The sequence below is a fragment of the Actinosynnema sp. NPDC050801 genome, assembly GCF_040673975.1.
Taxonomy (GTDB): Bacteria; Actinomycetota; Actinomycetes; order Mycobacteriales; family Pseudonocardiaceae; genus Actinosynnema.
The window spans coordinates 36337-63175 of the sequence record NZ_JBFAQZ010000022.1; the positions used below are offsets into that span (position 1 = coordinate 36337).

General features: G+C 71.8%; 20 protein-coding genes. 6 read left to right on the forward strand and 14 right to left on the reverse strand.

Annotated features, from left to right (window positions below):
* Window positions 1–116 precede the first annotated feature (116 nt).
* From AB0K14_RS33625 to AB0K14_RS33640, 4 genes are all read right to left on the reverse strand, one after another.
* The gene (locus AB0K14_RS33625; RefSeq protein WP_360463249.1) at window positions 117–1244 is read right to left on the reverse strand and encodes an acyltransferase; all 1128 of its coding nucleotides are present in this window, start codon (window positions 1242–1244) and stop codon (window positions 117–119) included.
* 142 nt (window positions 1245–1386) lie between these two features.
* Window positions 1387–2094: a GNAT family N-acetyltransferase gene (locus tag AB0K14_RS33630; RefSeq protein WP_360463247.1), complete on the reverse strand. Its 708-nt coding sequence runs from the start codon at window positions 2092–2094 to the stop codon at window positions 1387–1389.
* Window positions 2095–2148: 54 nt separating this feature from the next.
* Complete coding sequence (locus tag AB0K14_RS33635) at window positions 2149–2727, reverse strand: FMN reductase (protein WP_360463244.1); 579 nt, start codon at window positions 2725–2727, stop codon at window positions 2149–2151.
* Window positions 2724–3812: an LLM class flavin-dependent oxidoreductase gene (locus tag AB0K14_RS33640; RefSeq protein ID WP_360463241.1), complete on the reverse strand. Its 1089-nt coding sequence runs from the start codon at window positions 3810–3812 to the stop codon at window positions 2724–2726. Before AB0K14_RS33640 ends, AB0K14_RS33635 begins: the two co-directional genes overlap by 4 nt.
* Window positions 3813–3952: 140 nt before the next feature.
* Between AB0K14_RS33640 and AB0K14_RS33645 the strand changes: the two genes are divergently transcribed.
* Window positions 3953–5005: an acyl-CoA dehydrogenase family protein gene (locus AB0K14_RS33645; RefSeq protein ID WP_360463239.1), complete on the forward strand. Its 1053-nt coding sequence runs from the start codon at window positions 3953–3955 to the stop codon at window positions 5003–5005.
* A gap of 12 nt (window positions 5006–5017) precedes the next feature.
* Here the strand turns inward: AB0K14_RS33645 and AB0K14_RS33650 are convergent, their stop codons facing one another.
* From AB0K14_RS33650 to AB0K14_RS33665, 4 genes are read right to left on the reverse strand one after another with little or no spacing between them, the layout of a single operon-like run.
* Window positions 5018–5155 (reverse strand): hypothetical protein, encoded by a 138-nt coding sequence (locus AB0K14_RS33650; protein ID WP_360463236.1) that lies wholly within the window; start codon window positions 5153–5155, stop codon window positions 5018–5020.
* Window positions 5156–5180: 25 nt separating this feature from the next.
* Entirely contained in the window at window positions 5181–5852 is a 672-nt protein-coding gene (locus tag AB0K14_RS33655) for a class I SAM-dependent methyltransferase (RefSeq protein ID WP_360463233.1), read from the reverse strand.
* A gap of 26 nt (window positions 5853–5878) precedes the next feature.
* Window positions 5879–9295, reverse strand: coding sequence for a DNA topoisomerase (ATP-hydrolyzing) (locus AB0K14_RS33660; RefSeq protein WP_360463230.1), 3417 nt, complete (start codon window positions 9293–9295; stop codon window positions 5879–5881).
* 30 nt (window positions 9296–9325) lie between these two features.
* Window positions 9326–12820, reverse strand: coding sequence for an ATP-binding protein (locus AB0K14_RS33665; protein WP_360463228.1), 3495 nt, complete (start codon window positions 12818–12820; stop codon window positions 9326–9328).
* Between the two features lie 248 nt (window positions 12821–13068).
* Between AB0K14_RS33665 and AB0K14_RS33670 the strand changes: the two genes are divergently transcribed.
* Both AB0K14_RS33670 and AB0K14_RS33675 read left to right on the forward strand, forming a co-directional pair.
* A complete protein-coding gene (locus tag AB0K14_RS33670) occupies window positions 13069–13524 on the forward strand; it encodes a hypothetical protein (RefSeq protein ID WP_360463225.1) in 456 nt (151 codons plus the stop codon).
* A 60-nt stretch (window positions 13525–13584) separates the two neighbouring features.
* Window positions 13585–15591 (forward strand): hypothetical protein, encoded by a 2007-nt coding sequence (locus AB0K14_RS33675; RefSeq protein WP_360463222.1) that lies wholly within the window; start codon window positions 13585–13587, stop codon window positions 15589–15591.
* 179 nt (window positions 15592–15770) lie between these two features.
* On the opposite strand, the gene AB0K14_RS33680 is transcribed toward AB0K14_RS33675, so the two are convergent.
* Window positions 15771–16817 (reverse strand): polysaccharide deacetylase family protein, encoded by a 1047-nt coding sequence (locus tag AB0K14_RS33680; RefSeq protein WP_360463290.1) that lies wholly within the window; start codon window positions 16815–16817, stop codon window positions 15771–15773.
* Window positions 16818–16954: 137 nt separating this feature from the next.
* On the opposite strand from AB0K14_RS33680, the gene AB0K14_RS33685 reads away from it, so the two are divergent.
* Window positions 16955–18532 (forward strand): putative glycoside hydrolase, encoded by a 1578-nt coding sequence (locus tag AB0K14_RS33685; protein WP_360463219.1) that lies wholly within the window; start codon window positions 16955–16957, stop codon window positions 18530–18532.
* Window positions 18529–19320, forward strand: a complete 792-nt coding sequence (locus tag AB0K14_RS33690) for a DUF3152 domain-containing protein (protein WP_360463217.1) — start codon at window positions 18529–18531, stop codon at window positions 19318–19320. The genes AB0K14_RS33685 and AB0K14_RS33690 overlap by 4 nt, the downstream gene beginning before the upstream one ends.
* On the opposite strand, the gene AB0K14_RS33695 is transcribed toward AB0K14_RS33690, so the two are convergent.
* On the reverse strand, window positions 19277–20464 hold the full coding sequence (locus AB0K14_RS33695) for a tetratricopeptide repeat protein (protein WP_360463214.1): 1188 nt from the start codon (window positions 20462–20464) through the stop codon (window positions 19277–19279). The genes AB0K14_RS33690 and AB0K14_RS33695 overlap by 44 nt on opposite strands.
* Before the next feature lie 438 nt (window positions 20465–20902).
* Window positions 20903–22249 (reverse strand): GH1 family beta-glucosidase, encoded by a 1347-nt coding sequence (locus AB0K14_RS33700; RefSeq protein WP_360463895.1) that lies wholly within the window; start codon window positions 22247–22249, stop codon window positions 20903–20905.
* Between the two features lie 35 nt (window positions 22250–22284).
* On the opposite strand from AB0K14_RS33700, the gene AB0K14_RS33705 reads away from it, so the two are divergent.
* On the forward strand, window positions 22285–23577 hold the full coding sequence (locus tag AB0K14_RS33705; protein WP_360463892.1) for an RNA-guided endonuclease TnpB family protein: 1293 nt from the start codon (window positions 22285–22287) through the stop codon (window positions 23575–23577).
* Here AB0K14_RS33705 and AB0K14_RS33710 read toward each other — a convergent pair.
* The 3 genes from AB0K14_RS33710 to AB0K14_RS33720 are packed head-to-tail and all read right to left on the reverse strand — an operon-like array spanning window position 23552 to window position 26606.
* Window positions 23552–24430, reverse strand: coding sequence for a carbohydrate ABC transporter permease (locus AB0K14_RS33710; RefSeq protein WP_360463889.1), 879 nt, complete (start codon window positions 24428–24430; stop codon window positions 23552–23554). The two genes, AB0K14_RS33705 and AB0K14_RS33710, sit on opposite strands and share 26 nt — an antisense overlap.
* 11 nt (window positions 24431–24441) lie before the next feature.
* Window positions 24442–25362, reverse strand: coding sequence for a sugar ABC transporter permease (locus AB0K14_RS33715; RefSeq protein WP_360463886.1), 921 nt, complete (start codon window positions 25360–25362; stop codon window positions 24442–24444).
* Window positions 25362–26606 carry an extracellular solute-binding protein gene (locus AB0K14_RS33720; protein ID WP_360463883.1) on the reverse strand — a complete coding sequence of 415 codons (1245 nt, stop codon included), beginning with the start codon at window positions 26604–26606 and terminating at the stop codon, window positions 25362–25364. The genes AB0K14_RS33715 and AB0K14_RS33720 overlap by 1 nt, the downstream gene beginning before the upstream one ends.
* Window positions 26607–26839: the final 233 nt, after the last annotated feature.

Sequence of the window (26839 nt, forward strand, 5' to 3'; positions counted from 1 at the left end):
TCGTGCCGGACGTCACCCGTCCGGGCTTCCCACTACGTGAGCACACGACGCCGGCGCATTCAACCGGGTATTCACCCGAGGCCATTGTTGCCGATTGCGGGCGGCCGGTCGGCCAATCAGAAAAAACGGCCCGCGCGCGTTCTCGTGGTCAACGCCCAACCGGCCGTGAACGACACCGCGATCGCGGCCGCGGCGACCAGGAACGCTTTCACCTCGGCCGGGAACGGCAGGGGTCGGGCCGCCACGGCGAGCACGATGAGCACCGGCCCCTGGATGAAGAACGCGGCGAACGCGCCGCGTGCCAGCGCGGTGGCGAGCGGACCGGTGCGGGTCAGCCGCCGTTGCGCCAGGCCGAGCAGCCACACCGAACCGCCGACCACGAGCACCGCTTCCACGACCGCGAACACCAGCGCCTGCCACCGCCAGCCGCCGAGGAACGGTCCCGCCTGACCGGCGAGGTCCGACACGCCCACGGCGACCGTGACGACCGGCACGGACACGACGGTCAGCGCCGCGACCACCCGGCTGCCGCGCCACATCCGTTCCGGCACGCGCCGGGCGAGGCCGGAGCGCGCACCCACGATCCCCACCCCGAACATGGCGATCAGCTGCGGCCACCACCAGACGTGCAGGTCTCCGATCTGGCCGCTGCGCGCCGGGAACCACAGCCGCACGGCGAACGTGCTCACCACGACACCGGCGGTGACGGCCACCAGGTGGCCGCCGGTGAGCGTGACCGGAGTCGCGCGCGGCCTGCCGAACAGCGCGTAGGCGATCGAGAACAGCAGCAGGATCTCGACGAACCACAGCGAGCCGGAGTCCAGCAGCGGGTCGCGGTGGGTGAAGACCCACCACGGCGTGACGTCGTGCCCGGCGGCGCGGTAGGCCACCCACAGCGTCAGCGGCCACACCAGCAGGACCGAGAGCGCGAACGGGATGCCCAGGCGCACGAGTCGGTCCACGACGAACCGGACGGCGCCCTTGCGTGCCACCGACTCCGGCACGAACAGGCCGGACAGCAGGTAGAAGGTGCCCATCAGGAAGAGGCCGGACGGTCCGAGGACGGCCGCGAGCACCACCTCGACGTGTGGTTCGAAGGTGACCTCGTTGACCTCGTCGTACGGCCACCCGCCCACCGCCGAGTACCCGAGGAGAGCGTGCCCGCCGATCACCCAGGCGACGAGCAGCACCTTCAGGTTGTCCACCGCGGCCAGCCGGGACCGCTGCCCCGACTCTGCGGTCATCCTTCCAAGGTAACGGCTCGGGGCGGGAAGGATGCCGGCGGAATCGCGGGTTGCCCGGCCGCACTCCGGCGGGTCCGGGAGCCTGTGCGCGCTCGCCGACCGGGTGCCGCACCACGTCGGGGTGCCGGCACGCGCCGAGCGGTCAGTCGGCGTTCGACCACCAGGTCGCCTGGGTCACCGCGGAGAAGCCCAGCGACTCGTACAGGGGCCGACCCGGCTTGGCCGCGGTGAGCGTCATGGGCAGCGGGAACTCGTTGATGACCGCGTGCATCAGGGCGCGGCCGACGCCCCGTGAGCGGTGCGCGGGCAGGGTGGTCACCCAGTACACGCCGACCGAGTCGGCGTCCTCGACGGTCAGGCAGGCCCCGACCACCGAGTCGTCGAGCCACGCCTTGTGCATCCGGAAGCCGTCCCGGTCCATCAGCGCCACGGGCAGCCCGTTGCCGGTCGGGAAGCCCGGCATCGGGAAGCCGTCGACCACGACCTGCTCGGCCACCGCCCACTCGTCGGTCGTGCGCACGGGCGTGATCCGCACCTCGGGCGGCGGCACGGGCTCGTGCGGCCGGATCATCACGGGCAGGTGCCGCGCGGTGAGCCCGAGCGCCGCGCCGTCGATCGTGCCGAACGAGTCCTCGACCACCACGCGTGCCTCGGCGCGCTTGACCAGCAGCTCCAGTTCGGCGAAGTCGTCCGGGTCCGGGTCCGGGCGCACCGCGAGCACCCGCAGCAGGGTCGGCCCGCTGATCGCGAGGAACCCCGGGCGGGTGATCAGGTCGTGCCCGCGGGCGCGGGCGAGCTCGGTCGTCAGGACGGCGGCGTTGCGCACCGCGAGCTGCGGCGAGGCGGACATGGACCGAACCCTATTCGGCGTGCGACCGCCGGTCAGGTCCATTTCCGCCGTCGCTCACCGGCCGGCGAGGAGCTGGTCGAACGGCACGAACCCGTGGTCGACCCGCTCGGCCGGCGCCCGCCCGGCGAGCAGGTCGGCCAGCTCGCCCGCGGCCCGGTCGATGCGGCCGGGCAACCCCTGCGCGCCCCAGTCGGACGACGCGGCGTACACGCCGGTCGGCACCACGACCGCCCGCAGGTAGGCGAACAGCGGGCGCAGCGCGTGGTCGAGGACCAGCGAGTGGCGCTCGGTGCCGCCGGTCGCACCGATCAGCACCGGCTTGCCCGCCAGCGACGACGGCTCCAGCACGTCCACGAACGACTTGAACAGCCCGCTGTAGGACGCGTTGAACGTCGGCGTCACGGCGATCACCGCGTCCGCGCCGACCACCGACTCCACCACCTCGCGCAGCCGCGCGCTCGGGAACCCGGTGACGAGGTTGTCCGCGACGTCGCGCGCCACGTCCCGGACGTGCACCGTGCGCACCTCCAGGCCGGGCACGAGCCGTTCGGTGGCCTCGGCCAGCCGCGTCGCCAGCAGTTGGGTCGACGACGGCGTGCCGAGCCCGGCCTGCACGACCGCGAGCGCGGTCATCGGCTGTTCACCCCTTCGGCGGCGGCCTTGAGCATCGAGGAGTGGGTGGGCGCGTCGGGCACGTCGGCCGGGCGGCCGACCGCGAACTCGCGGCGCAGCGTCGGCACGATCTCGCCGAGGAGGTCCAGTTGCTCCAGCACGGTCTTCAGCGGCAGGCCCGCGTGGTCCATCAGGAACAGCTGGCGCTGGTAGTCGCCGAAGTGCTCGCGGAAGGTCAGCGTCTTGTCGATGACCTCCTGCGGGCTGCCGACGGTCAGCGGCGTCTGCTCGGTGAACTCCTCCAGCGACGGGCCGTGCCCGTACACCGGGGCGTTGTCGAAGTACGGCCGGAACTCGCGGACCGCGTCCTGCGAGTTGCGGCGCATGAACACCTGGCCGCCGAGCCCGACGATCGCCTGGTGCGCGGCGCCGTGGCCGTAGTGCTCGAAGCGCTCGCGGTAGAAGCCGATCAGCCGCTGGAAGTGCTCCTTGGGCCAGAAGATGTGGTTGGCGAAGAAGCCGTCGCCGTAGTACGCGGCCTGCTCGGCGATCTGCGGGCTGCGGATCGAGCCGTGCCAGACGAACGGCGGCACGTCGTCGAGCGGGCGCGGGGTGGAGGTGAACGACTGCAGCGGCGTGCGGTGCTTGCCCTCCCAGTCCACCACGTCCTCCCGCCACAGCTTGTGCAGCAGGGCGTAGTTCTCGATGGCCAGGTCGATGCCGTCGCGGATGTCCTTGCCGAACCACGGGTACACCGGGCCGGTGTTGCCGCGGCCCATGATCAGGTCGACCCGGCCGTCGGCCAGGTGCTGGAGCATGGCGTAGTCCTCGGCGATCTTCACCGGGTCGTTGGTGGTGATCAGCGTGGTGGCGGTGGACAGGATCAGCCGCTCGGTGCGCGCCGCGACGTAGCCGAGCATGGTCGTCGGCGACGACGGCACGAACGGCGGGTTGTGGTGCTCGCCGGTCGCGAACACGTCCAGGCCGACCTCTTCGGCCTTGAGCGCGATGGCGACCATGGCCTTGATGCGCTCGGCCTCGGTCGGCGTCCGCCCCGTGGTGGGGTCGGGCGTCACGTCGCCGACGGTGAAGACACCGAACTGCATGGCCACTCCTCGATCTGGTAGTTGCGCTTTCAACTACTCGGCACAACGGTACCGGATCACCGGGTATTCCGGTGTTGTCCGGTGGCGCGGAGCACGCCAAGGTGAGTGGCACGCGTCACCGATGGGGGAGGCACGGCAGGGTGCAGCACGAGCTGGTCCGGCGCGCCGCGGAGATCGTCCCGGTCCTGCGCGCCCACGCGGCCTGGGGTGACGAGCATCGCAGGCTGCACGAGGGTGTCCTGGAGGCGATGGCCCACGCGGGTGTGCTGCGCCTGCGGGTGCCCGCCGAGCACGGGGGGCACGAGGCGGATCTGGCCACGGTGGTCGAGGTGATCGCCGAACTGGCCCGCGGTGACGGGTCGGCGGCCTGGACGGCGGCGGTGTGGGCGACGTCCACGTGGGTGGTCGGCCAGTTCCCGGACGGCGTGCGGCAGGACGTCTTCGCCAAACCGGACGTGCGGGTCACCGGCATCCTCAGCCCCACCGCGACGGCCGAGCCGGTCGGCGGCGGCGTGCTGGTCAACGGGCGGTGGGCGTTCACCACGGGCGCGTCGCAGAGCCACTGGACCACCAACGCCGCGATCCTGACACCGGACCGCGTGCCGGTGGCGTTGGCCATCCCGTCGGTCGACCTGGAGGTCGTGGACGACTGGCACACCACCGGCCTGCGCGCGACCGGCAGCGTGACCACGGTGGCGAAGGACCTGTTCGTGCCGGCGGAGCGGGTGCTGCGCCTGGCGCCCGTGCTGCGGGCGCACCCGGACGCGGCCGCCCCGATGTTCCGCGCGCCGTTCATGCCCGCCGCCTGCGCCGCGGTAAGCGCTCCCGCCGCCGGACTGGCGCGGGCGGCGGTGGACGCGGCACGCGGGTCGGCGTCGGCGGCCGCGCTCAGGGAGGCGACGGTGCTGGCCGACGAGGCCGAGTTCCACGCCCGCCGCACCGCCGCCGTGGTCGACCTCAAGGCCGCCGGCGGCGAGGAGTGGACGCCGGAGGACCGCGCCGGCGTGCGCCGCGACCTGGGCGAGGCCTGCCTGCGGGCCCGGGACGCGGTCGACGTCCTCGGCGGGATCGGACCGGCGTCGCACCGCGTCCAGCGGGACGCGCACGCGCTGAACCTGCACGCGATCCTGCACCCCAACGCCAACCTGGAGCGCTACGGCCCGGTGTTCCAGGGCGGACGGCGGGAACGCTGACGCCGGCGCGGGCTACCAGGCGAACAGCAGCGTGACGAGCGCCGCGACCAGGTACGGCCAGGACGTCGAGGTCACGCTCAACGGGCCGGGATCGGGGAAGGTGCGGTACGCGTGGAGGTTCGTGTGCAGGCCTCCCAGGACCAACGTCAAGCCCGTGGTGACTGCCGGTCGCCGGTCAACCCAGCCGACGCCCGACCACGACCACGGTGTCGTCACGCCGCCACCGCACCTCGACGTCACCGAACCCGGCCGCGCGCAGCGCTTCCAGGTGCCAGGACGCGGGCGGGTAGAAGTCGGCGGACTCGCCGTCCACCCGGTCCCGGGCGGCCTCGGCCAACGCCGGGTGCGCCAGCGCCCTTGCCCACCACTCGTGCCACCCCGCCATGCCCTCCCCACCCGACGCGACCGGCCGCACCTCGGGCATCCGGTCGGCGTTGGCGAACACGCCACCCGGCGCGAGCACGTCGTGGACCTCCCCGTACAGCGCCCGCAGCCGGTCCGGGCCGAAGCAGTGCAGCGCGGTCCCGGCCACCACGGCGTCGAACTCCATCCCGGCGCCCCACCCCGGCGCGCCCAGGTCGGCCGCCACCACGGCGACCCGGTCACCCAGCGCGGCACGGGCGATCGCCAGCAGCACCGGGTCGACGTCGAGCACCGTCACCTCGGCGTCGACCAGCCGGGCCGCGATCGACCCGGTGCCGCCCGCCAGGTCGAGCGCCCGACGTCCGCCGGCGACGGCCGCCAGCACGGCGAACGCCTCGTCCCGGTGCGGCAGGAACGGTTCCTGCCGCACATCCCAACCGCGCCGCAGTTCCTCGGCGTCGGCGAAGCTCAGTCGTGTCGTCACACCACCGAGCCTATCGAAAACGATTGTCAGTCGCGTTCGATCAGGTGCCCCACCACGTCCGGACCGGGATGCGCGTGACCCGAACCGTCCCGGCGCTCGTCCGGCGCGGGCAACTCGACCGGCGCACCGTTGTCCGCCGCACCCGCGGGCCGCGGCCCGACCCAGGCCAACGCCAACGCCGTCTCGCCCTTGAGGAACCGGTGCGCCCGCACACCACCCGTCGCCCGCCCCTTCGCCGGGTACGCGGAGAACGGCGTCACCTTCACGCTCTGCCCCGTCGACGTGACCACCATCGGCTCACCGTGCTCGTCATCGTCCGTGCGCACCGCGGCGAAGAACACCACCCGCGCGTCCGACCCCACGTTGATACCCGCCATGCCACCGCCGCGCAGACCCTGCGGCCGCACCAGCGACGCCGAGTACCGCAACAGCGACGCGTCCGACGTCACGAACACCAGCGTCTGCTCGGCATCTGCCAACCAGGTCGCACCGACCACCTCGTCACCCTCCTTGAGGGTGATCACCTCGAACTCGTCCGACCGCACCGGCCACTCCGGCGCGCACACCTTCACCGTGCCCGACCTCGTGCCCAGCGCCAGCCCCGGCGACTCGGTGTCGGTCAACGGCGCGATGCCCACGACCCGCTCACCCGCCTGCAGGTCGACCAGCTCACCGGCCGCCATGCCACCGCTCAACGACACCGTGCCGCTCTGCTCCGGCAACACCGGCAGCGGCAACACGTCCGTCTTGAACGCCCGCCCCCGGTTCGTCACCAGCAGCACCTGACCACGCGCGGTCGTGTGCACGGTCGCCGCCACCGCGTCGTGCTTGATCCGACCGTTGCGCCGACGCGCCTCCGACGACTCCTCCGACTCGGCCGCCGTCCGCGCCACCAACCCCGTCGCGGACAGGATCACCTGGCACGGGTCGTCGGCGACCTCCAGCGGCCCGGCCGGCTTCGACGCCGCCAGCACCTCCTTCAGGTCACCGTCGAGCAGCACGGTCCGGCGCTCCTGCTGGAGGTCCTTGGCCACCTTCCCCAGCTCGGTGGACACGACCTTCTTCAGCACGGCCGGGTCGTCCAGGATCTTGCTCAGCTCGGCGATCTCGTTGCGCAGCTTCTCCTGCTCCGCCTCCAGCTCCAACGAGTCGTAGCGGGTCAACCGGCGCAACGGCGTGTCCAGGATGTAGGTCGCCTGGATCTCGGAGAGCTTGAACGTCGCCATCAAGCCCTCCTTCGCGGCCGCGGCGTTCTCGCTTCCCCGGATGAGCTTGATCACCTTGTCGATGTCCAGCAGTGCCTTGAGCAGGCCCTCGACCAGGTGCAGCCGGTCCTCGCGCTTGCGCCGCCGGTACCGGGTGCGCCGCGTGACCACCTCGTAGCGGTGCTTGAGGAACACCTCCAGCAGCGCCTTGAGCCCCAACGTCCGCGGCTGGCCCTCCACCAGCACCAGGTTGTTGATGCCGAACGACTGCTCCATCGGCGTGAGCCGGTACAGGTCGGCCAGCAGCGCCTGCGGGTTCACCCCGACCTTGCACTCGATCACCACGCGGGTGCCGTTCTCGCGGTCGGTCAGGTCCTTGACGTCGGAGATCCCGGTCAACCGCTTGGACTTCGTCACCTCGTCGGTGATCTTCTCGATGATCTTCTCCGGCCCGACGCCGTAGGGCAGCTCGGTGACCGTGATCGCCTGCCGACCGCGGCTGCCCTCCAGCAACCCGGTCTCCACCTTGGCCCGCATCCGCACCACGCCGCGCCCGGTCTCGTAGGCCTTGCGCACCTCGTCCAACCCGAGCAGCACACCACCGGTCGGCAGGTCCGGGCCCGGGATGAACCCCATCAGCTCGTCCAGCGTCGCGTCCGGGTGCGTCACCAGGTGCCGCGCCGCCGCCACGACCTCGCCCAGGTTGTGCGGGATCATGTTCGTCGCCATCCCGACCGCGATCCCCGACGTGCCGTTGACCAGCAGGTTCGGGAACGCCGCCGGCAACACCGACGGCTCCTGCAACGACCCGTCGTAGTTGGGCCGGAAGTCGACCGTGTCCTCGTCCAACTCGCCGACCAACAACATGGCGGCGGGCGACATCCGTGCTTCCGTGTAACGCGAGGCTGCCGGTCCGTCGTCCGGAGATCCAAAATTCCCGTGCCCGTCGACCAGCGGGGTGTTGAGGGAGAAGTCCTGGGCCAGGCGGACCATCGCGTCGTAGATCGCGGTGTCGCCGTGGGGGTGGTACTTGCCCATGCAGTTGTGCACCACGAAACCGCTGACGACGAACGCGTGCTCGGGGCTCGCGACCTGGATGTCGTAGGTGGTGTCCGGTGCGGCCGGTTCGACGGACACGACGTGTGGGAACGGCTCGTCGGCGGCGTGCCTGGCGGCGCGGATCACCTGGACCAGGCCGTCCTGGCGCGGGCCGACGCCGGTCCAGCGCAGCAGCGCCACGGCGAGCGCGGCGGCGTCACGGCCGGTGATGGTCAGGGTCGTCGCGTCACGGCGGGTGCGGATGCCGGCGTCGGCGAGCACGGCGTACTCGGCGTCGCCGCCGGGCAGCACGACGTCGCGACCGTCGCGCACGCCACCGGCGGCCGTGAACAGGCCCGCGAGGAACGGCGTCCACGTCGACCGGTCGCGCAGCACGGCGTCCAGCCGGCCGGTCGCCGCGGCTTCGAGGCCGGGGTGGCGTGCGAAGGTGAGGGTGAGCCGGTCGCCGTCCTTCTCGCGGGAGGCGGTGATGTCGTGCGCGATGGCCCAGCCGTGCGCGGTGTCGACGGCCTCGGCGTCCGACAGCTCCAGGCGCACCCGGCCGTCGGCGAGCACGTCACCGGAGGCGGCGAGCAGGCCGAGCACGAATCCGGTCGCGTCGCCGTCGGCGAGCAGGTTGGCGTGCCGTTCGGGGCCGAGGCCGACCGTGCGGGCGCCGGTGAGGTCGCGTGCGGCGGTCCAGTCGGCGTCGGTCCAGCTGTGCGGGTCGACGCCGGTGCGGAACCGCTGGCCCGGGGTGACGAGCATCGAGTGGCCGTCGGACCAGGTGACGCGGACGAGTTCCGACACCGGGTTCCGGTAGACCTCGCGCACCTCGACCGGCTCGCCCCGCCCGTCCAGGACGAGGTCGCCGACCTCGATGTCCTCGATCGGCCGCAGGCCTCGCGGCGTCGAGACGAGCGCGCCGCGCACGAAGCAGTCGCCGACCACGCGGGAGGACTTCACGTAGGCGCTGGTGGGCCGGTAGCCCTGCTCGTTCATCGAGAACAGGATCCGGCGGTGCACCGGCTTGAGGCCGTCCCGCGCGTCGGGCAGGGCGCGGGAGTGGATCACCGAGTACGCGTACTCCAGGTAGGAGTCCTCGATCTCGGTGGTCAGCGAGTTGTCGAAGACCTGGGCGCCCGCGCGGTCGAAGGCGGACGGGTCGACCCTGGTCGTGGGGGTCTTGCGGCGTGCCATGGTCGGTCGTTCCCTCGTGTGTCAGGCGTGTCAGATGTCGATGGCGGACTGGTCGACGCGGGCGGACGACTCGACGAGCCACGCGCGGCGCGGCTCGACCTTCTCGCCCATCAGCAGTTCCAGCGCGGCTTCCGCGGCCTCCGCGTCGTGCATGGTGATGCGGCGCACGGAGCGGGTGGCGGGGTTCATCGTGGTCTCCCACAGCTCGTCCGCGTCCATCTCGCCGAGGCCCTTGAACCGGGGTACCGGCTTGACCACGGTCTTGCCGGCCTTCTCCAGCCTGGCGACCTTCTGCTCCATCTCGCGCTGGCTGAAGGTGAAGTGGGTCTCGGCGTTGCGGCCCTTGGTCATGACCTTGTGCAGCGGTGGCATGGCGGCGTAGAGGCGGCCGTCCTCGATCACCGGTCGCATGTACTTGGCGAACAGGGTGATCAGCAGGGTCCGGATGTGCGAGCCGTCGACGTCCGCGTCGGCCATCAGGATGACCCGGCCGTAGCGCATCGTGGTCAGGTCGAACGTCCGGCCGGTGCCGGCGCCGAGGACCTGCACGATGCTGGCGATCTCGGCGTTGCGCAGCGTGTCGGCGAGGCTGGCCTTCTGCACGTTGAGGATCTTGCCGCGCAGCGGGAGCAGGGCCTGGTACTCCGAGACGCGCGCCATGCGCGCGCTGTTGTGCACGAAGACGCCTGCTTCGAGCGCGAAGTTGTGATAGCCGTCGACCGTCAGGTCGTAGACGTCCGCCGTCTCGGTGAGCGGCTCGACCGAGGCGACCGCGTGGTTGACGTGGGCAGCGGCCTCGCGGAGCCGACCCAGGTCACCGTCGAAGCCCTCCAGCAGGCGCTCGAACTTCAGGCCGGTGCGGGCATTGGCCAGGCGGTCTGCCTCGTACGCCGAGGAGATCTCCGCGTCGGTCAGCGTCAGCAACGGCCGCAGCCGCTTGAGCGCGGCCAGGCGCCTGCCTTCCCGCTGCTTGGCGACACGCTCCGACCGGGGCACCGACTCCACGTAACGCGGCCGCCCGGCCTGGACCGCGGCCAGGTGGTCGTTGTCCGGGTCGAGCATCCGCAGCTTCATCCGCAGCGAGTGCCTTTTCCCGAATTCGGGGTGCTCCTGGTGCCAAGCGATTACCGCGGTCCGCTGGCGTTCCCGCTCGGCAGGGTCGGAGAATTGTTCGACCGTCTTGCGGGAGCGCCACGCCAACAGGTTCTCGTCGTCCCACTGCCGCTTGGACCTCTCGCTCCACTCCGCCCGACGACCCGGCTCGGCGAAGAAGAGCCGAACCCGCTCGGCCGCGGCCGCGCGGTGTTCGGGATGTGCCCAGTACGCCGCTTGGCGCTCGCGCATCCGCTCGGCGTACTCGGCCCGCCCGCCTTCGGTCAGCGACCCGTACCAGTCCTGGAAGCCCTGCTCGATCCGCCGCCGGAATTCCGGGTCGGCGTTCAGCGCCGCGAGCCGGGCCAGGCAGGCCTGACGGAAGTCCGGGTCCTTCCACTGCGCCGACAACATCGCCGACTTGAACTCGAGCCCGCCTTCCGCGAGCCAGGCGCGGTAGCCGGCGTGGACGTGCTCCCCCATCATCGCGGCGTGCAGTGCGGCGTGGTCGTCCCACGTCATCCGGCGGAGGTTGCGCGGGTCGTTGTTCCGCTTGTCGACGTCCACGTGGTGACGGACGGTGCCGTTGTCGGCGCTGTCGTGGCCGTGGCGGAGGTTGTGCGCGTCGGCGAGGTAGTGCGTGTAGACCCACTCCTCGCGGTCGTTCATCCAGACCCGCTCGTAGCCGTCGAGCTTGTCGCCCGAGGCCTTGGCCGAGATCGACCGGTACAGCGGCATCAGCGAGTCACCAGGCTGGAGCTGGTCAGCCCGCCGGTAGGAACCGTCGCGGAGTCGGAACAGGTGGTCCGGGGTGCAGCGGACCGATTCGCCGCTGTCGAGCGTCACGCGCACCAGCGGCGCGTCCCGCTTGGTCAGCCGGGGCTCCACGAGCGGTGCGACCACGACCCGGCCGGCACGGTTGGTCGTGTAGCCGAAGTGCGTGACACCGCGTTCCCAATCGGCGGCGAGTTCGGCGAAGCTCATCGCACGTCCCGACGCCAGCGCCACCAGGGTGTCGCCGGTAAAACAACCGAGGGCGCTGTCGCCTTCCACGAGAAAAAGTTCGCTTCGCGAAACACCGGTGGTTCGGCAGTCGACGAGCTTCGCGGGCATCGCGGCGCCTTCGAGGGCGGTCTTGCGGCGCGCGGCGTCCTTCTGGTGCTTCTGGGTGAGGCGGACGCGGGCGGCGTCGACGACCTTCTGCAGGACGACCTTGGCCTCGGACTTGGTGCGGCGGTCCTCGGTCCAGGCCTTGATGTGCTTCTCGACCACGCCGAGCGTGACCTTGGTGATGCCCGCGGTGGACAGCTCGTCCTTGGTCTGCGAGGTGAACTGCGGCTCGGGGATGCGGACGTGGACGACGGCGGTCATGCCTTCCAGCACGTCGTCCAGGGTCGGCGGGTCCTCCTTGGGCTTGAGCAGGCCCCTGGTCTTGCCGATGGCGTCTTGGACCGCCTTGAGCACGGCGCGCTCGAAGCCGCGGCGGTGCGTGCCGCCGTGCACGTTGCGGATCGTGTTGGTGAAGCACTCGACGGTGCGCTCGTAGCCGGTGCCCCAGCGCAACGCGATCTCGACCTCGGCCTGGCGTTCGACCTTGGACCGCATGACGCCGTTCTCGTCGGCCGCGTTCTCGTGGTAGATGCCGTCGCCGGTGATGAGCAGGGTGCCGGAGACCGGTTTCTCGCTCGCGGGCGCGAGGTGGTCGACCATGTCGACCAGGCCGCCGGGGTAGTGGAACGTCTCCTCGGCGATCCCGCCGTCGGCGGCGACGCGCAGCACGTAGGTCACGCCGGGGACGAGGAACGCGGTGTTGCGCAGCTTGGTGCGGACGGCCTCGACGTCGAGCGCGGCGCTGTTCTCGAAGTAGCGGGCGTCGTGCCAGTAGCGGATGGAGGTGCCGGTGCGCTTGGTGCGGCCGGTGACGCGCAGGCCCGACTGGCGGGTGAAGGCGGCGTCGGGGCCGGGGCCGTCGAACACGCCGGGGACGCCGTGCGCGAACGACATCTCGTGGGTCTTGCCCTCGCGCCGGACGACGACGTCGAAGCGGTGCGACAGGGCGTTGACGGCGGAGGCGCCGACGCCGTGCAGGCCGCCGGAGGTCTTGTAGCCGGAGCCGCCGAACTTGCCGCCGGCGTGCAGGCGGGTGAGCACGAGTTCGACGCCGGACAGGCCGGACTTGGCGTGGGTGCCGGTGGGGATGCCGCGGCCGTCGTCGTCGACCTGGACGCTGCCGTCGGCGTGCAGGGTGACGACGATCTTGGTGGCGTGGCCGGCCACGCCCTCGTCGGTGGAGTTGTCGACCACCTCGGTGAACAGGTGGTTGATGCCCCTGCTGTCGGTGGACCCGATGTACATGCCGGGGCGCTTGCGTACCGCCTCCAGACCCTCCAGGTGGGTCAGGTCGTCGGCCCCGTACAGGATCTCAGCGGTCACCGGGTCGGTCTCCCCAGGTCGTGGCGTGCGTCGAGCGGTTCACGGTAACCGAGGAGGGTGGCGCGGGATCCGCGTCCCTCCCGGTCCCACCGATTACCGTCGGACAAGTGTTCCGGCAAGTCATCCGCGATCTTGCCATAGTGGGCTCGAACACAGGTTCGAAGGATGGCATCACAATGGAGCAGGGGCTCCACGAGTGCGGACGACCTTCCGGGGTTCGTACCCGTCGCGCTGCGGTTCCACGCCTGGTGCGGGCCTGGCTGGTGGCGTCGGCGTTGAGCGGTGTGCCGTCGACCGTGCACGCCGTGTCGACCGGTGGTGACGTTCTGCGTTCGACGCGGGCGGCGGCGACGCTGCTGGGAGGCACGGGTGTGATCCGCGGCGCGCTCGCGCACTTCGGCGTGTCGGCCTGCTGGACCGTCGTGCTGGCGGCCGTGGACGGGCGGTGGCCGTTGGACGCGCGCACGGGCGCGGTGGCCGGTGCGGTCGTCGCGCTGGTGGACCTGGAGGTGGTCGGGTGGCGGTTCCCGGCGGTCCGGGCCTTGCCGCGGGCGGCGCAGTGGGCGGACCACGTGGCGTTCGGTGCGCTGGTGGGAGCCGTTCTGCGGTCCACAGTGGACGGGCGTGGTGGAGTGCGCCTACCCCCGTTCGGGTGTCATCCGCGTAGAGTGCTGGCGTTCCCGCGCTGTCGTGCCTGGAGGTGATCGGGCGCCTTGATGTTCCGACGTGCCGCACCGAAGGAGCGTGCCCCGCAGGTGGAGCCGGTGGTCGAGCGAGAACCCGTGGTCCAGACCGCGCCGCCCGTACCCGCGCCGGCCCAGTTCTCGGCGTCGTTCGCGGGCGCGACGCTGGTGGTCGGGCCGCCCGGCGGCGCCGGTCCGGCCGCGGTCGCGCTGGCTCGCGGCCTGCCGGTCGACCGTGGTCGCACGGTGGTCGTCATCGACCCGCCCAACGGCGACGAGACCTCGTTCTGGCCCGCCGTGGCCGCCGCGTTGCAGGGCCGCGGGCCGGTGCGGCTGATGACGCCCCACTCCGGCTCGATGCGGCCGACCGCGCCCGCCCAGTGGCTGACCGAGCAGTTGCAGGCCGAGGTGGTGGCGCCGGACGGCGCGGTCACCACGGTGCCGGGCGCGGCGTTCGTCGCGGGCAACGGCGGGTACGGCTGCTGGCTGCGGTTCCTGCCGGGCGCCTCGCCGGTGCCGATGGGCAGGCGGTTCCCGGTGCCGAACTGGGAGGCGGTGGACCCGAACACGCCGTGGCCGACCGGTGACGTCGGCATCTCCGAACCCATCCCGGCCGGGCTGTGGCTGCGCGCGCAACGGGCGCAGTTCGATCCCCAGGCGCCCGACGCGCGGGCGGTCCTGGGCCTGCCGTGCCGGGACAACGTGCTGACCGTCGTGGTCGGCGGTCCGGGCCAGCCGCCCATCCCGACCGACGAGGTGTGCCGCCTGCTCGGCGGGCTGCCGTCGGCGGCGCGGTCGCGGGTGCGGCTGGTCTGGTACGGCGGCGAGCACCAGGCGCAGGCGGTGACCGACCAGCTCGGCGAGCCGATCTCGCTGTACACGGGTTTGCCGGTGGGGTCGCTGCGCAGCGGTGCGGCGGTGGTGGCGGTGAACCCGCGCGGGCAGCAGACGTGGCGGCCGTACGTGACCGAGGTCCGCCACACCCCGGCGGGTCCGCCGATCGTGTCGGGTTACCGGGTGCCGGTGCCCGGCCTGGTCGAGCGGGGCGCGGGCATCTTCGACCTCGGCGGTGGCGTGGTGCTGGAGGTCGTGCCGTCCGGGTTGTGGGTGCGTGACGCGGAGGACAACGGCCCCGAGGTGCGGTCCCTGCCGGTGGACCCGGAGTGGGCCCGGCTGACCGTCGGCTCGCCCGGTCGCACGACGGCGGGCGCGGTCGCGGTGGCGGGCGCGTCGCTGGTCGAGCGGCTGGAGCCGGAGGTGCGGCGGCTGCTGAAGGTCGTGTTCTGCGACCCGGCGCCGATGCCGCGGCCGCCGGTGGCCGAGGAGCCGCCGCTGCCCGTGACGGCCGACGAGCCGGTGCCGCTGAGCGTGGACGGCCCGTTGGCGGACTCCCCCGCGCCGGTGTGGGGCGAGCAGGTGGGCGAGGAGGTCGTGCCGGTCGACCACCGCAGCACGGAGCCGGAGCGCGACGCGTTGCGCCGGATGCTCGGGGAGCGCTACGGCGAGCACGCGGCGGTGGCGTGCCGGCACATCGTGGAGCGGCCGGACGACCCGGAGGCGTTCGAGGCGGTGGTGACCGATCTCGCGGCGGTGTCGGCGTGCCTGCGGCACGACGAGGAGATCCTGGTCGAGGCGTTGCGCAGCGGGAAGCTGGGTCGGCTGTGGCCGTACGCGGCGGCGGTGGTGTCGGGTCTGCGCCGGCTGCCGACGCACCAGGGCGTGACGGTGTGCTGGGGCGAGCCGCGCCGGTTCCGCACGGGTGACGTGCTGGTCGAACACGGTCTGCTCAACACCGTGGCCGGGCCTTCGGTGCCGGTCGACGGGCGGGTGGAGTTCCTGCTCTGGTCGGCGACCGGGCGGCGGGTGTCGGTGGTCGACTCGTTCGGCAGCGTGATCCAGGAGCGGGTGGTGTTCGCGCCGGGCACCGCGTTCAAGGTGCTGGCGGTGGTGGAGGCCGAGGAGTCGGCGCCGATGCAGGTCATGGCGCAGGAGGTGGTGGGGCGCCACCACGAACTGCCGCCGGGTGTGCTGGGCAGCCTGGAACGGGCCGCGGTCGCCCTGCGCAACCACGCCCGCGCCACGGCCTGAGCGCCCCTGACCGACCCGAGACCCGGCAGACAGGCGGTCGCGCAGGGCGATAGGCGCAGGGCGATAGGCGCAGGGCGATAGGCGCAGGGCGATAGGCGCAGGGTTCCAGGCGCAGGGCGATAGGCGCAGAGGCGCTCGTCGGCAGCGGCGCGAGGCCTCGCGGCCCCGGCGGGGTGTGGTCAGTAAGCGGCCGCGCGGTCGGCGAACTGCGGTGCGGGCGCGACGCCGGCCGACGCCGGGTAGGAGATGCGGTCGAGCACGCCGTCGGAGGTGTAGCGCTGCGACGGTGCGGCGGCCAGCTGGTCGAGCCACACCGCGGAGCCGTAGCGGGCGTCCTCCCCCGTCGGGTCCTGCGACCGGATGCGCGGGGTGTTCTGCGGGTCGAAGTCCGCCGCGTACGGCGACGGCGCCGGTCCCGCGCCCACCATCAGCACGCACGCGTACTGGTACGACGTCCCGCCGGAGCCGCCGCGGAGGGCGAGCGCGCCGTTCGACGGGATCGCGCCGAACGGCAGGGCGAGGCTCGACACCTGGTACTCGGGCACGGCCTGCTGGATCTCCCGCTGCCCGGCCGCGATCGCCTCCTGCACGCCCTGGTCACCGGCCATCGCGAGGTTGGTGTGGTCGCGCGTGTGGTTGCCGATCTCGAACCCGTGGTCGCGCAGCCAGCGCAGGGCGGCCCCGTCGGGTGACCCGAACGGCCCGGCGTTGACGTACATGCTGGCCACCGGTCGGAAGCCGGGGTGCCGGGCGGCCACGTCCAGCAGGATCGCGATGGCCGTACCGGGCGCCGGCTGCCCGTCGGGGCCGAGCGCGAACTGGGTCGCGTCGCCGTCGTCGAACGTGAGCACGACCGGGTGGGCGCCGGCCGGGAGGTCGATGCGCCCGGTCGCGTACTCCGCGGTGGTCACCGGCACGTACCCCTCGCGGGCCAGCCGTTCGAGCTCGGCGCGGAACGCCGCCGGTGTCCGGTCGTAGACCGACGTCGTCTGCTCGACCAGCCGGTGGTACATCAGGATCGGCACCTGGCCGAGCTCGTTGGCGCCCACGGCCGCCGGGTCCGGTGCCGCCGAGGACGACGGCGGGGACGACGGCGGGGAGGACGAGGACGCGCCGGGCAGTTGCGCTGCGGCCTCGTCGGGCGGCCCGGCCGCCGGTTGGGCGGCGCACGCGCAGCACAGGGCCGCGACGAGCGCCACAACGGTCCGGACGGGCCTCGGCGACATGCTGTTCACTCCCGCATGATTTCCCGTCCGGAGCCGGTTGACAGCGCTGTACACCCCATCGGATGACCTTCGGTTTGGCGGTCGACTCCCCGGTTAAGCCGCAGGTGGCCGAGCCACGTCGAGATCGGAGTCGCCTGATGTCGGAGTCACCCCGCAAGTTCAAGCGCGTGCTGATACCAGCGGTCGGTGTCGTGGTGCTGTTGCTGATCGCGGGGGTCGTCACGACGATGCTGCACGGCCGCGGCGTCGGGCTCGCCGTGGCGGAGCTGGGCGAGGGATCCGCTGTCACTCCTTCGGGTGTCGAGCGCGTGTCCATCACCACCGCCGACGCCGGTGGGCTCGACCGTGTCACCGTGCACGTGGACGGACAGCCGGTCGAGGCACGACGTGCCGACGGCCGCATGACGTTGACCGGGGTGAAGCTCGCCGAGGGCAGGCACACGCTGTCGGTCCGGGCGGCCAACCCGCTGCCGTGGATGCCCGACGTCGAGGTGGAACGCGAGTTCACCGTCGACGCCACGCCGCCCGCGTTGACGGTGGACGTGGCCGAGGCCGGGTCGCCGCGCGGTCCGGTGACCCTGAAGGGCAGCGCGGACGGCGCGGACTCGGTGAAGGTCGGCGACCAGCAGGTGCCGTTGCGCGACGGGAAGTTCGAGGCGTCGCTGAAGGAGGTGCCCGCCAGCGTCCGGGTCGAGGCCACCGACGCCGCGGGCAACGCGCAGCGGCACGACGTCGCGGTCAAGGTCACCCACCCCGGGATGCGCGGCGTGCACATGAGCGCCGCCGCCTGGGCGACCGCGTCGTTGCGCGACCCGGTGCTGGCGATGGCGCGCGAGGGCCGCATCGACACCGTGCAGCTCGACATCAAGGACGAGAGCGGCGAGATCGGCTACGACTCGCAGGTGCCGCTGGCCAGGCAGATCGGCGCGAACCGCAACTACTACGACGCCCGCGCGGCGATCGACGAGCTGCACAAGATGGGGCTGCGGGTGGTCGGCAGGCTGGTGGCGTTCCGCGACCCGGTGCTGGGCAAGGCGTCGTGGGAATCGGGCGCGCGCGACCGGGTGGCGCAGAACTCGTCCGGCGCGCCCTGGTCGGCGCACTACGGCGAGTACGCGTTCACGAACTTCGCCAACCCGGAGGTCCGCGCCTACAACATCGCCATCGCCGAGGAGGCCGCGTCCCTGGGCTTCGACGACATCCTCTACGACTACGTGCGGCGGCCGGACGGCCCGCTCGGGCAGATGGTGTTCCCCGGCCTGGCCACCAGCCCCGAGCAGTCCATAGTGGACTTCCTGAAGGACAACCGGGCGGCCGTGCGGCCGAAGGGCGCCTACCTGGGCGCGTCGGTGTTCGGCATCGCCGCGCACAGCCCGACGGACGTCGCGCAGGACATCCCGGCCATCGCGGCGCACGTGGACTACGTCGCGCCGATGGTCTACCCGTCGCACTGGGGTCCCGGCGAGTACGGCGTGGACAACCCGAACGCCAAGCCGTACGAGATCGTGCGGGCGTCGGTGGCGGACTTCGTCGGGATGACCGGCGGCACCGGCTCGACGGTGGTCCCCTGGCTGCAGGCGTTCTCGCTGGGCCACCACTACGGCCCCGGTGAGGTCCAGGCGCAGGTGCGGGCCACCCGGGAGGCCGGCGCACCGTCGTTCCTGCTCTGGAACGCCGCCTGCACCTACGGATCGGCCGGCCTGGAGCCCGCATGAGGTGGTTCCCGCTCCTGCCCTACCTGACCGGCGTCTGCCTGGCCGCGACGACCGTGGTGGCGTTGGACGTCGGCGCGGCGGCGCGGTCGACGACCGTGGCCTGGCCCGCCGCCGGGGTCGTGCCACCCGCCCCGCCGCAGGCCTCGACGAGGAGCACGCCGGTGGTCGACGCGGTGCGCTCCGGCGCGGACCTGCCGCCCGGTCCGGCGTTCCCGGAGCAGGGCGCGGGCACGTGGCACGTCGTGCCGCCACCGGGTGGCGGCGGCACGTCCGGCATCACCTACGCGGTGGAGGTCGAGGACGGGGTGGTGCTGCCCAACGGCGACGACTCGTTCGCCGCGGTGGTCGACTACGCGTTGCGGCACCCGCGCGGGTGGTCCACGCGGCAGGCGTTCCGGCGGGTGGGCGGCGAAGTGGAACCGGAGCTGCGGATCCGGTTGACCTCGCAGCGGACCGCGCGGTCGCTGTGCGGGTTCGAGCTGCCCTACGACACGTCGTGCCGGATCGGGCCGGCCGTGCACCTGAGCACCGCGCGCTGGTTCCGCGGCGCGCACACCTACGGCGACGACCTGCGTCGTTACCGGCTCTACGCGGTCAACCACGAGGTGGGGCACTTCCTCGGCCTGGGCCACGTGGTGTGCCCCCAGGACGGCGCGCCGGCGCCGGTGATGATGCAGCAGACGCTGAGCGTCGACAACGACGGTCTGGCCTCGATCACCACGGGCAGCGACCAGGGGGTCGTGGTCACCCCGGACGGGAAGTCGTGCAGGCCGAACCCGTGGCCGTGACGGTCGGGTCGATCCGGTGCGAGAGCCGGTAGGAGTCGGTCGCGTCCGCGCGGCGGCCGAGTCGGTCCAGCGCCCAGCCGCGCAGGAACGCGGCGCGGGCCGCGGGCCGACCGCCCAGCGCGACGGCGCGGTCGAACGCCTCGACGGCTTCCGGCCACCGCCGTGCGGCCAGCAGGGCGTCTCCGCGCACGGCCCACGTGCGGTGGTCGTGCGGCGCGAGCGACACCAGTTCGTCGGACGCGGTGACGGCGCGGTCCGGTGAACCGGTGCGCAGGTGGGTCCTGGCGATCGTCTCGTGCAGGGGGAACGCGTGGTCGGCCCAGGCCAACCGGTCGAGCGCGGTGGTCGGCCGGACCTCCAGCTGCGCCCGCGACGCCAGGTCCAGCAGCCGGAACGTCTCCACCACGTCGCCGCGCAGGAACGGGACGAATGCCAGGGCGCGGTGCAGCGACTGCCTCGCCAGGCCGTCCGCCGGCGGCAGTGCCCGGGCGAGTGCGGCGGCTTCGTGCAGCGGGGGCGTGTCGTCGCCCCGGCGTCCGTTGCGGACCACGACGAAGAGCGCGATCGCGCGCCGCGCGTCGGCCGGCAGGCGTTCGTCCCGGGCTCCCCGCAGGGCCAGGGCCTCCAGGTCGGCGGGCCGGTGGGGGTGCCAGAACAGCACCGCGAGCTGCTTCACGGCCGTGGTCGGGTCGAACACGTGGGTGCGCGGGTCGACCTGCGCCATCCCGAGCACGTCCGCCGCGTGCCGCTGGTAGCCGAGGCGCAGCAGCAGGTCGGCCGCCGTCACGCGGTCGTCCGGGTCGACCGACCGCTCGCGGACCCGTGACCACAGGTCGGAGGCCAGGTCGGCGGGGAACACCGCCATGTCGCCGCCGATCGCGTCGACCCGTCCCAGCGAGGCGGCGTCGTACACGCGCTGCATCGGCGACGAGCTTGTGGTGAACCGGGGCAACGCCGCCGTGGTGCCGGCCGCGAGGTGCCGGGCGATGGTGTGGGTGACGACGGCGTGCGGCGGCGAGGTCTCCCCCGGCTCGTGCAGCCCGACGTACACCCGGCACCGCACCGGCACCCCGGCCGTCGCGAGCGCACCCAACCGCACGGCCAACGCCCGCGGCCCGGGATCGGGCAGGTATCGCGGCGGCACGACCACAGTCGCCTCCCGCTCCGACCCTGCCCGTCCCGCACGCCGGCCGCCACCACCCGAACCGGTCATGACGCCACGGCCACCGTCGCCCGGACGCGCCTCCGCACGACGGTGGCCTCGCCGATCACCGCACCGCGGCGATCGTCCATGCCCCCAACACATCCACCGCAAGGCCGCGCCCACCCCACCCACGAGCTCGCGCCACCTCACCCACCCCATGAGGTCGCGCCACCCGGCTCCACCCCACCGCGAGGTCGCGTCGGTCGTTCGCGTCCTCATTTCCCGGCGATCACGCTTTTCGATCGTCGGGAAATCAGGGCGCGAACGACCGACTTCCAGGCGACCTCGCCCGCCGTCTGCGGAGCAGCGGCTATCCAACACAGGCGCGAACGACCGACTTCCCGGCGACCGAGCCGCCGCCTGCGGAGCAGCGGCAAATTACACAGCGGCCAACAGGCTCTGGTACCAGTAGAAGCTCGCCCGCGGCGTGCGGACCAGCGTCTCGTAGTCCACGTGCACCAGGCCGAACCGGTGCTTGTAGCCGTGCGCCCACTCGAAGTTGTCCAGGAACGACCACACGAAGTAGCCGCGCAGGTCGACCCCGGCGGTGATCGCGTCCCGGGCCGCGGCGAGGTGGGTGCGCAGGTAGTCGATGCGCTCCTGGTCGACGAACCCGGGGTTGTCCGGGTAGACGCACCCGTTCTCGGTGACGTACACCGGCGGCAGGTCCGGGTACCGCTCCCTCAGGTCCACCAACGTCTGGGTGAGCCCTTCCGGCTCGACCGGCCAATTCATCGCGGTGCGCGGGACGTCCGGCAGGCGCGTGGTGTCGATGCCGACGTCGATGGACGTGCGGGTGGCCGGGTCGGGGTCGCGGTGCGGCGCGTCGGCCACGTGCTGCCGGTAGTAGTAGTTGATGCCCACGTAGTCCAGCGGCGTGGAGATCAGCTCCAGGTCGCCGTCCTGCCGGAACGACAGGTCGGTGACTCCCGCGAAGGTGTCCTCGTAGTCGTCCGGGTAGCGGCCGGCGAACAGCGGTTCGGTGAACTGGCGGCGCAGCAGCAGGTCGTGCCGGCGCGCGGCGGCGACGTCGGCCTCCGACGAGGTGACCGGGGTCGACGGCGACTGGTTGAGCACGATGCCGAACTCGTGGCCCGCCGTGCCGCGCATGGCCTGCACCGCGAGCCCGTGCGCCACCATCAGGTGGTGCGCGGCGGCGAGGGAGCCGTGGCCCTCCCGCGCGCCGGGCGCGTGCCTGCCCTCGCCGTAGCCGACGATCGCGGACACGTACGGCTCGTTGAACGTCGTCCACTTCGACACCCGGTCGCCCAGGGCGTCGTGCACGACCACCGCGTACTCGGCGAACCGCTGCGCGGTGTCCCGCGACCGCCAGCCGCCGAGCTCCTCCAACGCCTGCGGCAGGTCCCAGTGGTACAGCGTGAGGAACGGCTCGATACCGCGTTCCAGCAGCCCGTCGACCAGCCGGCTGTAGAAGTCCAGCCCGCGCGGCTCGACCCGGCCCGCGCCGGTCGGCAGCACCCGCGGCCACGACACCGAGAACCGGTACGCGTCCACGCCGAGCTCGCCGAGCAGCGCCAGGTCCTCCGGCATCCGGTGGTAGTGGTCGCACGCGACGGCTCCGGTGTCGCCACCGGCGACCGCGCCCGGCACCGCGCCGAACGCGTCCCAGATCGACGGGCCTCTCCCGTCTGCGTCCACCGCACCTTCGATCTGGTAGGCCGAAGTGGCGACGCCCCAGCGGAATCCTTGGGGGAAGTCGGTCAACTGAAACTCCTAGGCACGCTGTTAATGTGGGGAAGGTGGCGAGCAACCGCGTGAAGCGGGCGTTCAAGTACCGCTTCTACCCGAGCGCGTCGCAGGAGCGGGAACTGCTGCGCACGTTCGGCTGCGTCCGACTCGTGTACAACAAGGCACTGGAAGCCCGGACCGTCGGCTGGTACGAGCAACAGCGGCGAATGAGCTACGGGGAGACCTCCACGCTGCTCACCGCGTGGAAGAAGACCGAAGACCTCGTCTTCCTGAACGACGTGTCGAGCGTGCCGCTCCAGCAGTGCCTGCGTCACCTGCAAGGCGCGTTCACGTCCTTCTGGGAGAAGCGGACGCGGTATCCGAAGTTCAAGTCCCGCAAGCGTGGTCGGGCATCGGCGGAGTACACCCGTTCGGCGTTCCACTGGCGCGACGGCCGGCTCACCCTCGCGAAAATGGCCGAACCGCTGGACATCCGCTGGTCCCGTCCTCTGCCGGAGCACGCCGAACCGTCCACGGTCACCGTGTCGCGGGACACAGCGGCCCGGTGGCACGTGTCGATCCTGGTCGAGGCCACGATCGAGCACCTGCCACCGACCACGACCGAGGTCGGGGTGGACGCCGGGCTGACCGCCCTGGTCACCCTGTCCACCGGCGAGAAGATCGCCAACCCCCGCCACGGGGAACGGGACCACCTCCGGCTGGCACGCGCCCAAAGGGCGTTGTCCCGCAAGCAGAACGGGTCCGACAACCGTACCAAGGCCCGGCTGAGGGTCGCACGCGTCCACGCCGGGATTGCCGACCGGCGCCGGGACTTCCTGCACAAGTTGTCCACTCGGCTCGTCCGTGAAAACCAAACGGTCGCGATCGAGGACCTCAACGTGCGGGGCATGATGAGTCACCGGCACCTGGCACGCGTCATCGGCGACGCGTCCTGGGCGCAACTGCGGTCGATGCTCGACTACAAAGCCCGGTGGTACGGGCGTGCACTGGTCGTGGTCGACCGCTGGTACCCGAGCACGAAGACGTGCTCGCGATGCGGGCACCTGCTCGACCGGATACCGATGAACGTCCGGGAGTGGACCTGCCCCGGATGCGGCGCCGAACACGATCGCGACGTGAACGCCGCGAAGAACATCCTGGCCGCCGGGCGGGCGGTCACAGCCTGCGGAGTCGGAGCAAGACCGACCCGACGTCAGTCGGCGAGGCATCTGGCGCAATCCTCCTCTCATGGGTGGAAGAAACAGGAACCGCCGGGCGTGAGCCTGGCGGCACCCCGGCTTCGCGGCCGGGGTGGACGTCAAGCAAGGAGCTCTCGAATCAGCCCTTCAACGCACCCTGCATGATCCCGCCGACGATCTGCCGGCCGAACAGGAGGAACACCGCGAGCACCGGCACGGTGCCGATGGTCGCCGCGGTGAGCACGAGGGTGTAGTCGGTGGTGTAGCCGCTGGCCAGGGTGGACAGGGCGGTCTGCACGGTGGGGTTCTCCGGGGTCAGCACGACCAGTGGCCAGAAGAAGTCGTTCCACGCCTGCATGAACGTGAACAGGCCGAGCACGGCGGCGGCAGGGCGGGCGGCGGGCAGCACGACGTGCCAGTACAGGCGCAAGGAGCTGCACCCGTCCATCCGCCCCGCCTCCAACAGCTCGTCGGGCACCGCCCGCTCGAAGTACTGTCGCATGAAGAACACGCCGAACGCGGTGACCAGGCCGGGCACGATGACCGCGTGGATCTCCCCCGCCCAGCCGAAGTCGCTCATCATCATGTACAGCGGGATCACGCCGAGTTCGGTGGGCACGGCCTGGGTGGCGACGACGAGCAGCATGAGCGCCGACCTGCCGCGGAACCTCAGCTTGGCGAAGGCGAAGCCCGCCAGGGTGGAGAAGAACACCACCGACAGGGTGATCGTCCCCGACACGATCAGCGAGTTCATCATCGCCAGCGCGAAGTCCGACTGGTCGAACACGCGCGAGATGTTGGCGAACAGGTTGCCGCCGGGTACCAGGACCGGCGGCACGCTGTCGACCTTGTCCGGCGTCTGCGACGACACGACGAGCGACCAGTACACCGGGAACGCCGACCCGGCGAGCACCGCGATCAACGCCGCGTAGGTCCACGGTCCGGGTAGCCGCATCGCCCGGCGCTGCCGGTGCGGCGCGGGCGTGGCCGGCACCAGCGGTTCGAGCACGGTGGTCATGTCCAGCCCTCTCAGTCGGTCCGGATGCGGCGTGCGGCCAGGTAGCTCAACCCGGTGATGACGACCGTCGCGATGAGCAGCAGCCAGGCGATGGCCGACGCGTAGCCGAAGTCGAACTTCGTGAAGCCCTGCTCGTAGAGGTAGAGCGCGGCGGTCTGGAACTGCCGGTCCGAGCCGCCGGTCGCCGCGCCCGCGCCGGGGTTGAACAGCAGCGGCTCGGCCAGCAGCCGCATGTTGCCCGCGGTGGCGATCACGGTGGAGAAGATGATCTGCGGGCGCAGCATCGGCACGGTGATCCGCCAGAACTGCTGCCACGAGCTCGCGCCGTCCAACCGGGCCGCCTCGTACACGCTGGTCGGGATGGCCTGCATGGACGCCAGGAAGATCAGTGCGTGGTAGCCGGTCCAGCGCCACACCACCATCGCGGCGATGGCGGTGTGGGAGCTGCCGGTGCCCGCCTGCCAGTCGATCCGGCCGGCGTCGAACAGCTCCAGCGTCCAGTTGATCAGGCCGAAGTCGCGGCCGAACAGCTGCGCGAAGATGATCGTCACTGCGGCGACGGAGGTGATGTTGGGCAGCAGCACGCCCATCCGGAAGAACGTCCGGCCGCGCAGCCGCCGGTTGAGCAGCTGCGCGATGCCGAGCGCGAACAGGATCTGCGGGACGGTGGTGAGCAGCCACAGGCTCAGCGTGTTGCCCATGGCGTTCCAGAAGTACGGGTCCGCGGTGAGCAGTTCGACGTAGTTGTCCAAGCCGATGAACGTGGCCGCGTCGCCGTCGAGCAGGTTGCGGTCCTGCATCGACACCCACGCGGTGTAGAGCAGGGGGAACAGGCCGAACACCGCGAACAGCAGGAAGTACGGCGCGATGTAGGCGTACGGCGCGTACCGGATGTCCCACCGGTGGCGGCGTTCGCGCCAGTCCGTCTTCATCAGTCTTCGAGCCTCTTGACGTCGCCGACGAACTGCGTCCACGACTCGTCCGGGCTCTGCTTGCCCTGCTCGACGCGCTGCATGGCGTTGCCGAGCTCGGTCTGCACGTCACCGGCCTTGGGGCCCTGGTACTGCGGCTTCAGGGCGCGGGCGGCGTCGGTGAACACCTTGCCGGTGGGCGCGTTGTTGAAGAACGGGTCGGTCTTCTGCGCGACCGACTGCTCGCTGTAGAGCTTGGGCGCGGACGGCAGGAGGCCTGCGGTGGCGAAGACCTTGGCCTGCTGCTCGGGCGCGGTGAGCCAGGTGGCCAGCGCGACGGCCTTGTCGACGTTCTTGCCCTGCTTGGGCACGGTCAGGTAAGAGCCGCCCCAGTTGCCGCCGCCGCCGGGCACGGCCGCGAGGTCCCACTTGCCGGCGGTGTCGGGCGCCTGGTCCTTGATCTTGGCCATCATCCAGGCCGGGCAGGCGAGGGTGGCGAACTGGCCCTGCTTGAAGCCGGTGTTCCAGGCGGGGGTGCTGTGCAGCAGACCGGCGGACAGGCCGTCGGCGACGCCTTGGGCGACGAGGTTCCAGCCCTTCCTGATGTCGGCGTTGTCGCCGACGACGATCTTGTCGTCCTTGTCGTAGTAGCCGGTGGGCGCCTGGCCGACGATCGCGTTGAGCACGGTCGGCCCGCCGTCGAAGAACTTCGCGCCGGCCGGCGCCTTGGCCGCGAACTGCTTGCCGGTGGCCATGAACTGCTCCCACGTGGGCCACAGCGCGGAGACCTGGTCGCGGTCGGCGGGCAGGCCCGCGGCCTCGAACAGGTCGCGGCGGTAGCAGATGGCCAGGCCGCCGACGTCGGTGCCGTAGCCGATCTGCTTGCCGTCCTTGGACAGCGAGGCCTCCCACTTCCAGTCCAGCCAGCGGTCCTTGATGTCGGACTTCAGCTCGACGAACTGGCCGGGGTTGGCCTTGAACTGGTTGATGTAGCCGACGTCGACGGCCTCGACGTCGGCGGCGCCGTTGTTGGTGGCGAGGTGGGCGGCGAGGTTCTTGTGGTGGTCGGAGTAGGAGGCGGTGCGGTCGGTGATGTCGATGTCCGGGTGCGCCTTCTCGTACTCCTCGAACAGCTGCTGGTAGCCGAAGTTGCCGAACATCCCGATGGTGATCCGGGTCTTGCCGTCGCCCGCGCCGCTGCCGCAGCCGGCGAGCAGGCTCGCGGCCAGCAGGCCGACGCCGACCAGGGTCGGAGTTCGTCTCATATCGCGGCTCTCCCTCTCCATCACAAAGCGGGCCTTTTCAGGGCACGCCGGACCCGCACAGGTGGTTCCGGGGGTTTCCGGCGAATTCGACCGGGATCTGCGCCCGGCCGGTGTGGTCTACATGACAGCCGTGTCCACACGATACCGTCAAGTAACGAACGCATAACATGCCCGTTCGAGCGCTTCGACGTTTCCGCAGGTGATAGGGTGTCCACCCTGGTCAGGACGCCCTG

Coding starts and splice junctions, on each gene's coding strand:
- AB0K14_RS33625 (WP_360463249.1), bottom strand. CDS start 1,244: ATGACCGCAGAGTCGGGGCAGCGGTCCCGGCTGGCCGCGGTGGACAAC.
- AB0K14_RS33630 (WP_360463247.1), bottom strand. CDS start 2,094: ATGTCCGCCTCGCCGCAGCTCGCGGTGCGCAACGCCGCCGTCCTGACG.
- AB0K14_RS33635 (WP_360463244.1), bottom strand. CDS start 2,727: ATGACCGCGCTCGCGGTCGTGCAGGCCGGGCTCGGCACGCCGTCGTCG.
- AB0K14_RS33640 (WP_360463241.1), bottom strand. CDS start 3,812: ATGCAGTTCGGTGTCTTCACCGTCGGCGACGTGACGCCCGACCCCACC.
- AB0K14_RS33660 (WP_360463230.1), bottom strand. CDS start 9,295: ATGGCACGCCGCAAGACCCCCACGACCAGGGTCGACCCGTCCGCCTTC.
- AB0K14_RS33680 (WP_360463290.1), bottom strand. CDS start 16,817: ATGTCGCCGAGGCCCGTCCGGACCGTTGTGGCGCTCGTCGCGGCCCTG.
- AB0K14_RS33685 (WP_360463219.1), top strand. CDS start 16,955: ATGTCGGAGTCACCCCGCAAGTTCAAGCGCGTGCTGATACCAGCGGTC.
- AB0K14_RS33690 (WP_360463217.1), top strand. CDS start 18,529: ATGAGGTGGTTCCCGCTCCTGCCCTACCTGACCGGCGTCTGCCTGGCC.
- AB0K14_RS33710 (WP_360463889.1), bottom strand. CDS start 24,430: ATGACCACCGTGCTCGAACCGCTGGTGCCGGCCACGCCCGCGCCGCAC.
- AB0K14_RS33715 (WP_360463886.1), bottom strand. CDS start 25,362: ATGAAGACGGACTGGCGCGAACGCCGCCACCGGTGGGACATCCGGTAC.
- AB0K14_RS33720 (WP_360463883.1), bottom strand. CDS start 26,606: ATGAGACGAACTCCGACCCTGGTCGGCGTCGGCCTGCTGGCCGCGAGC.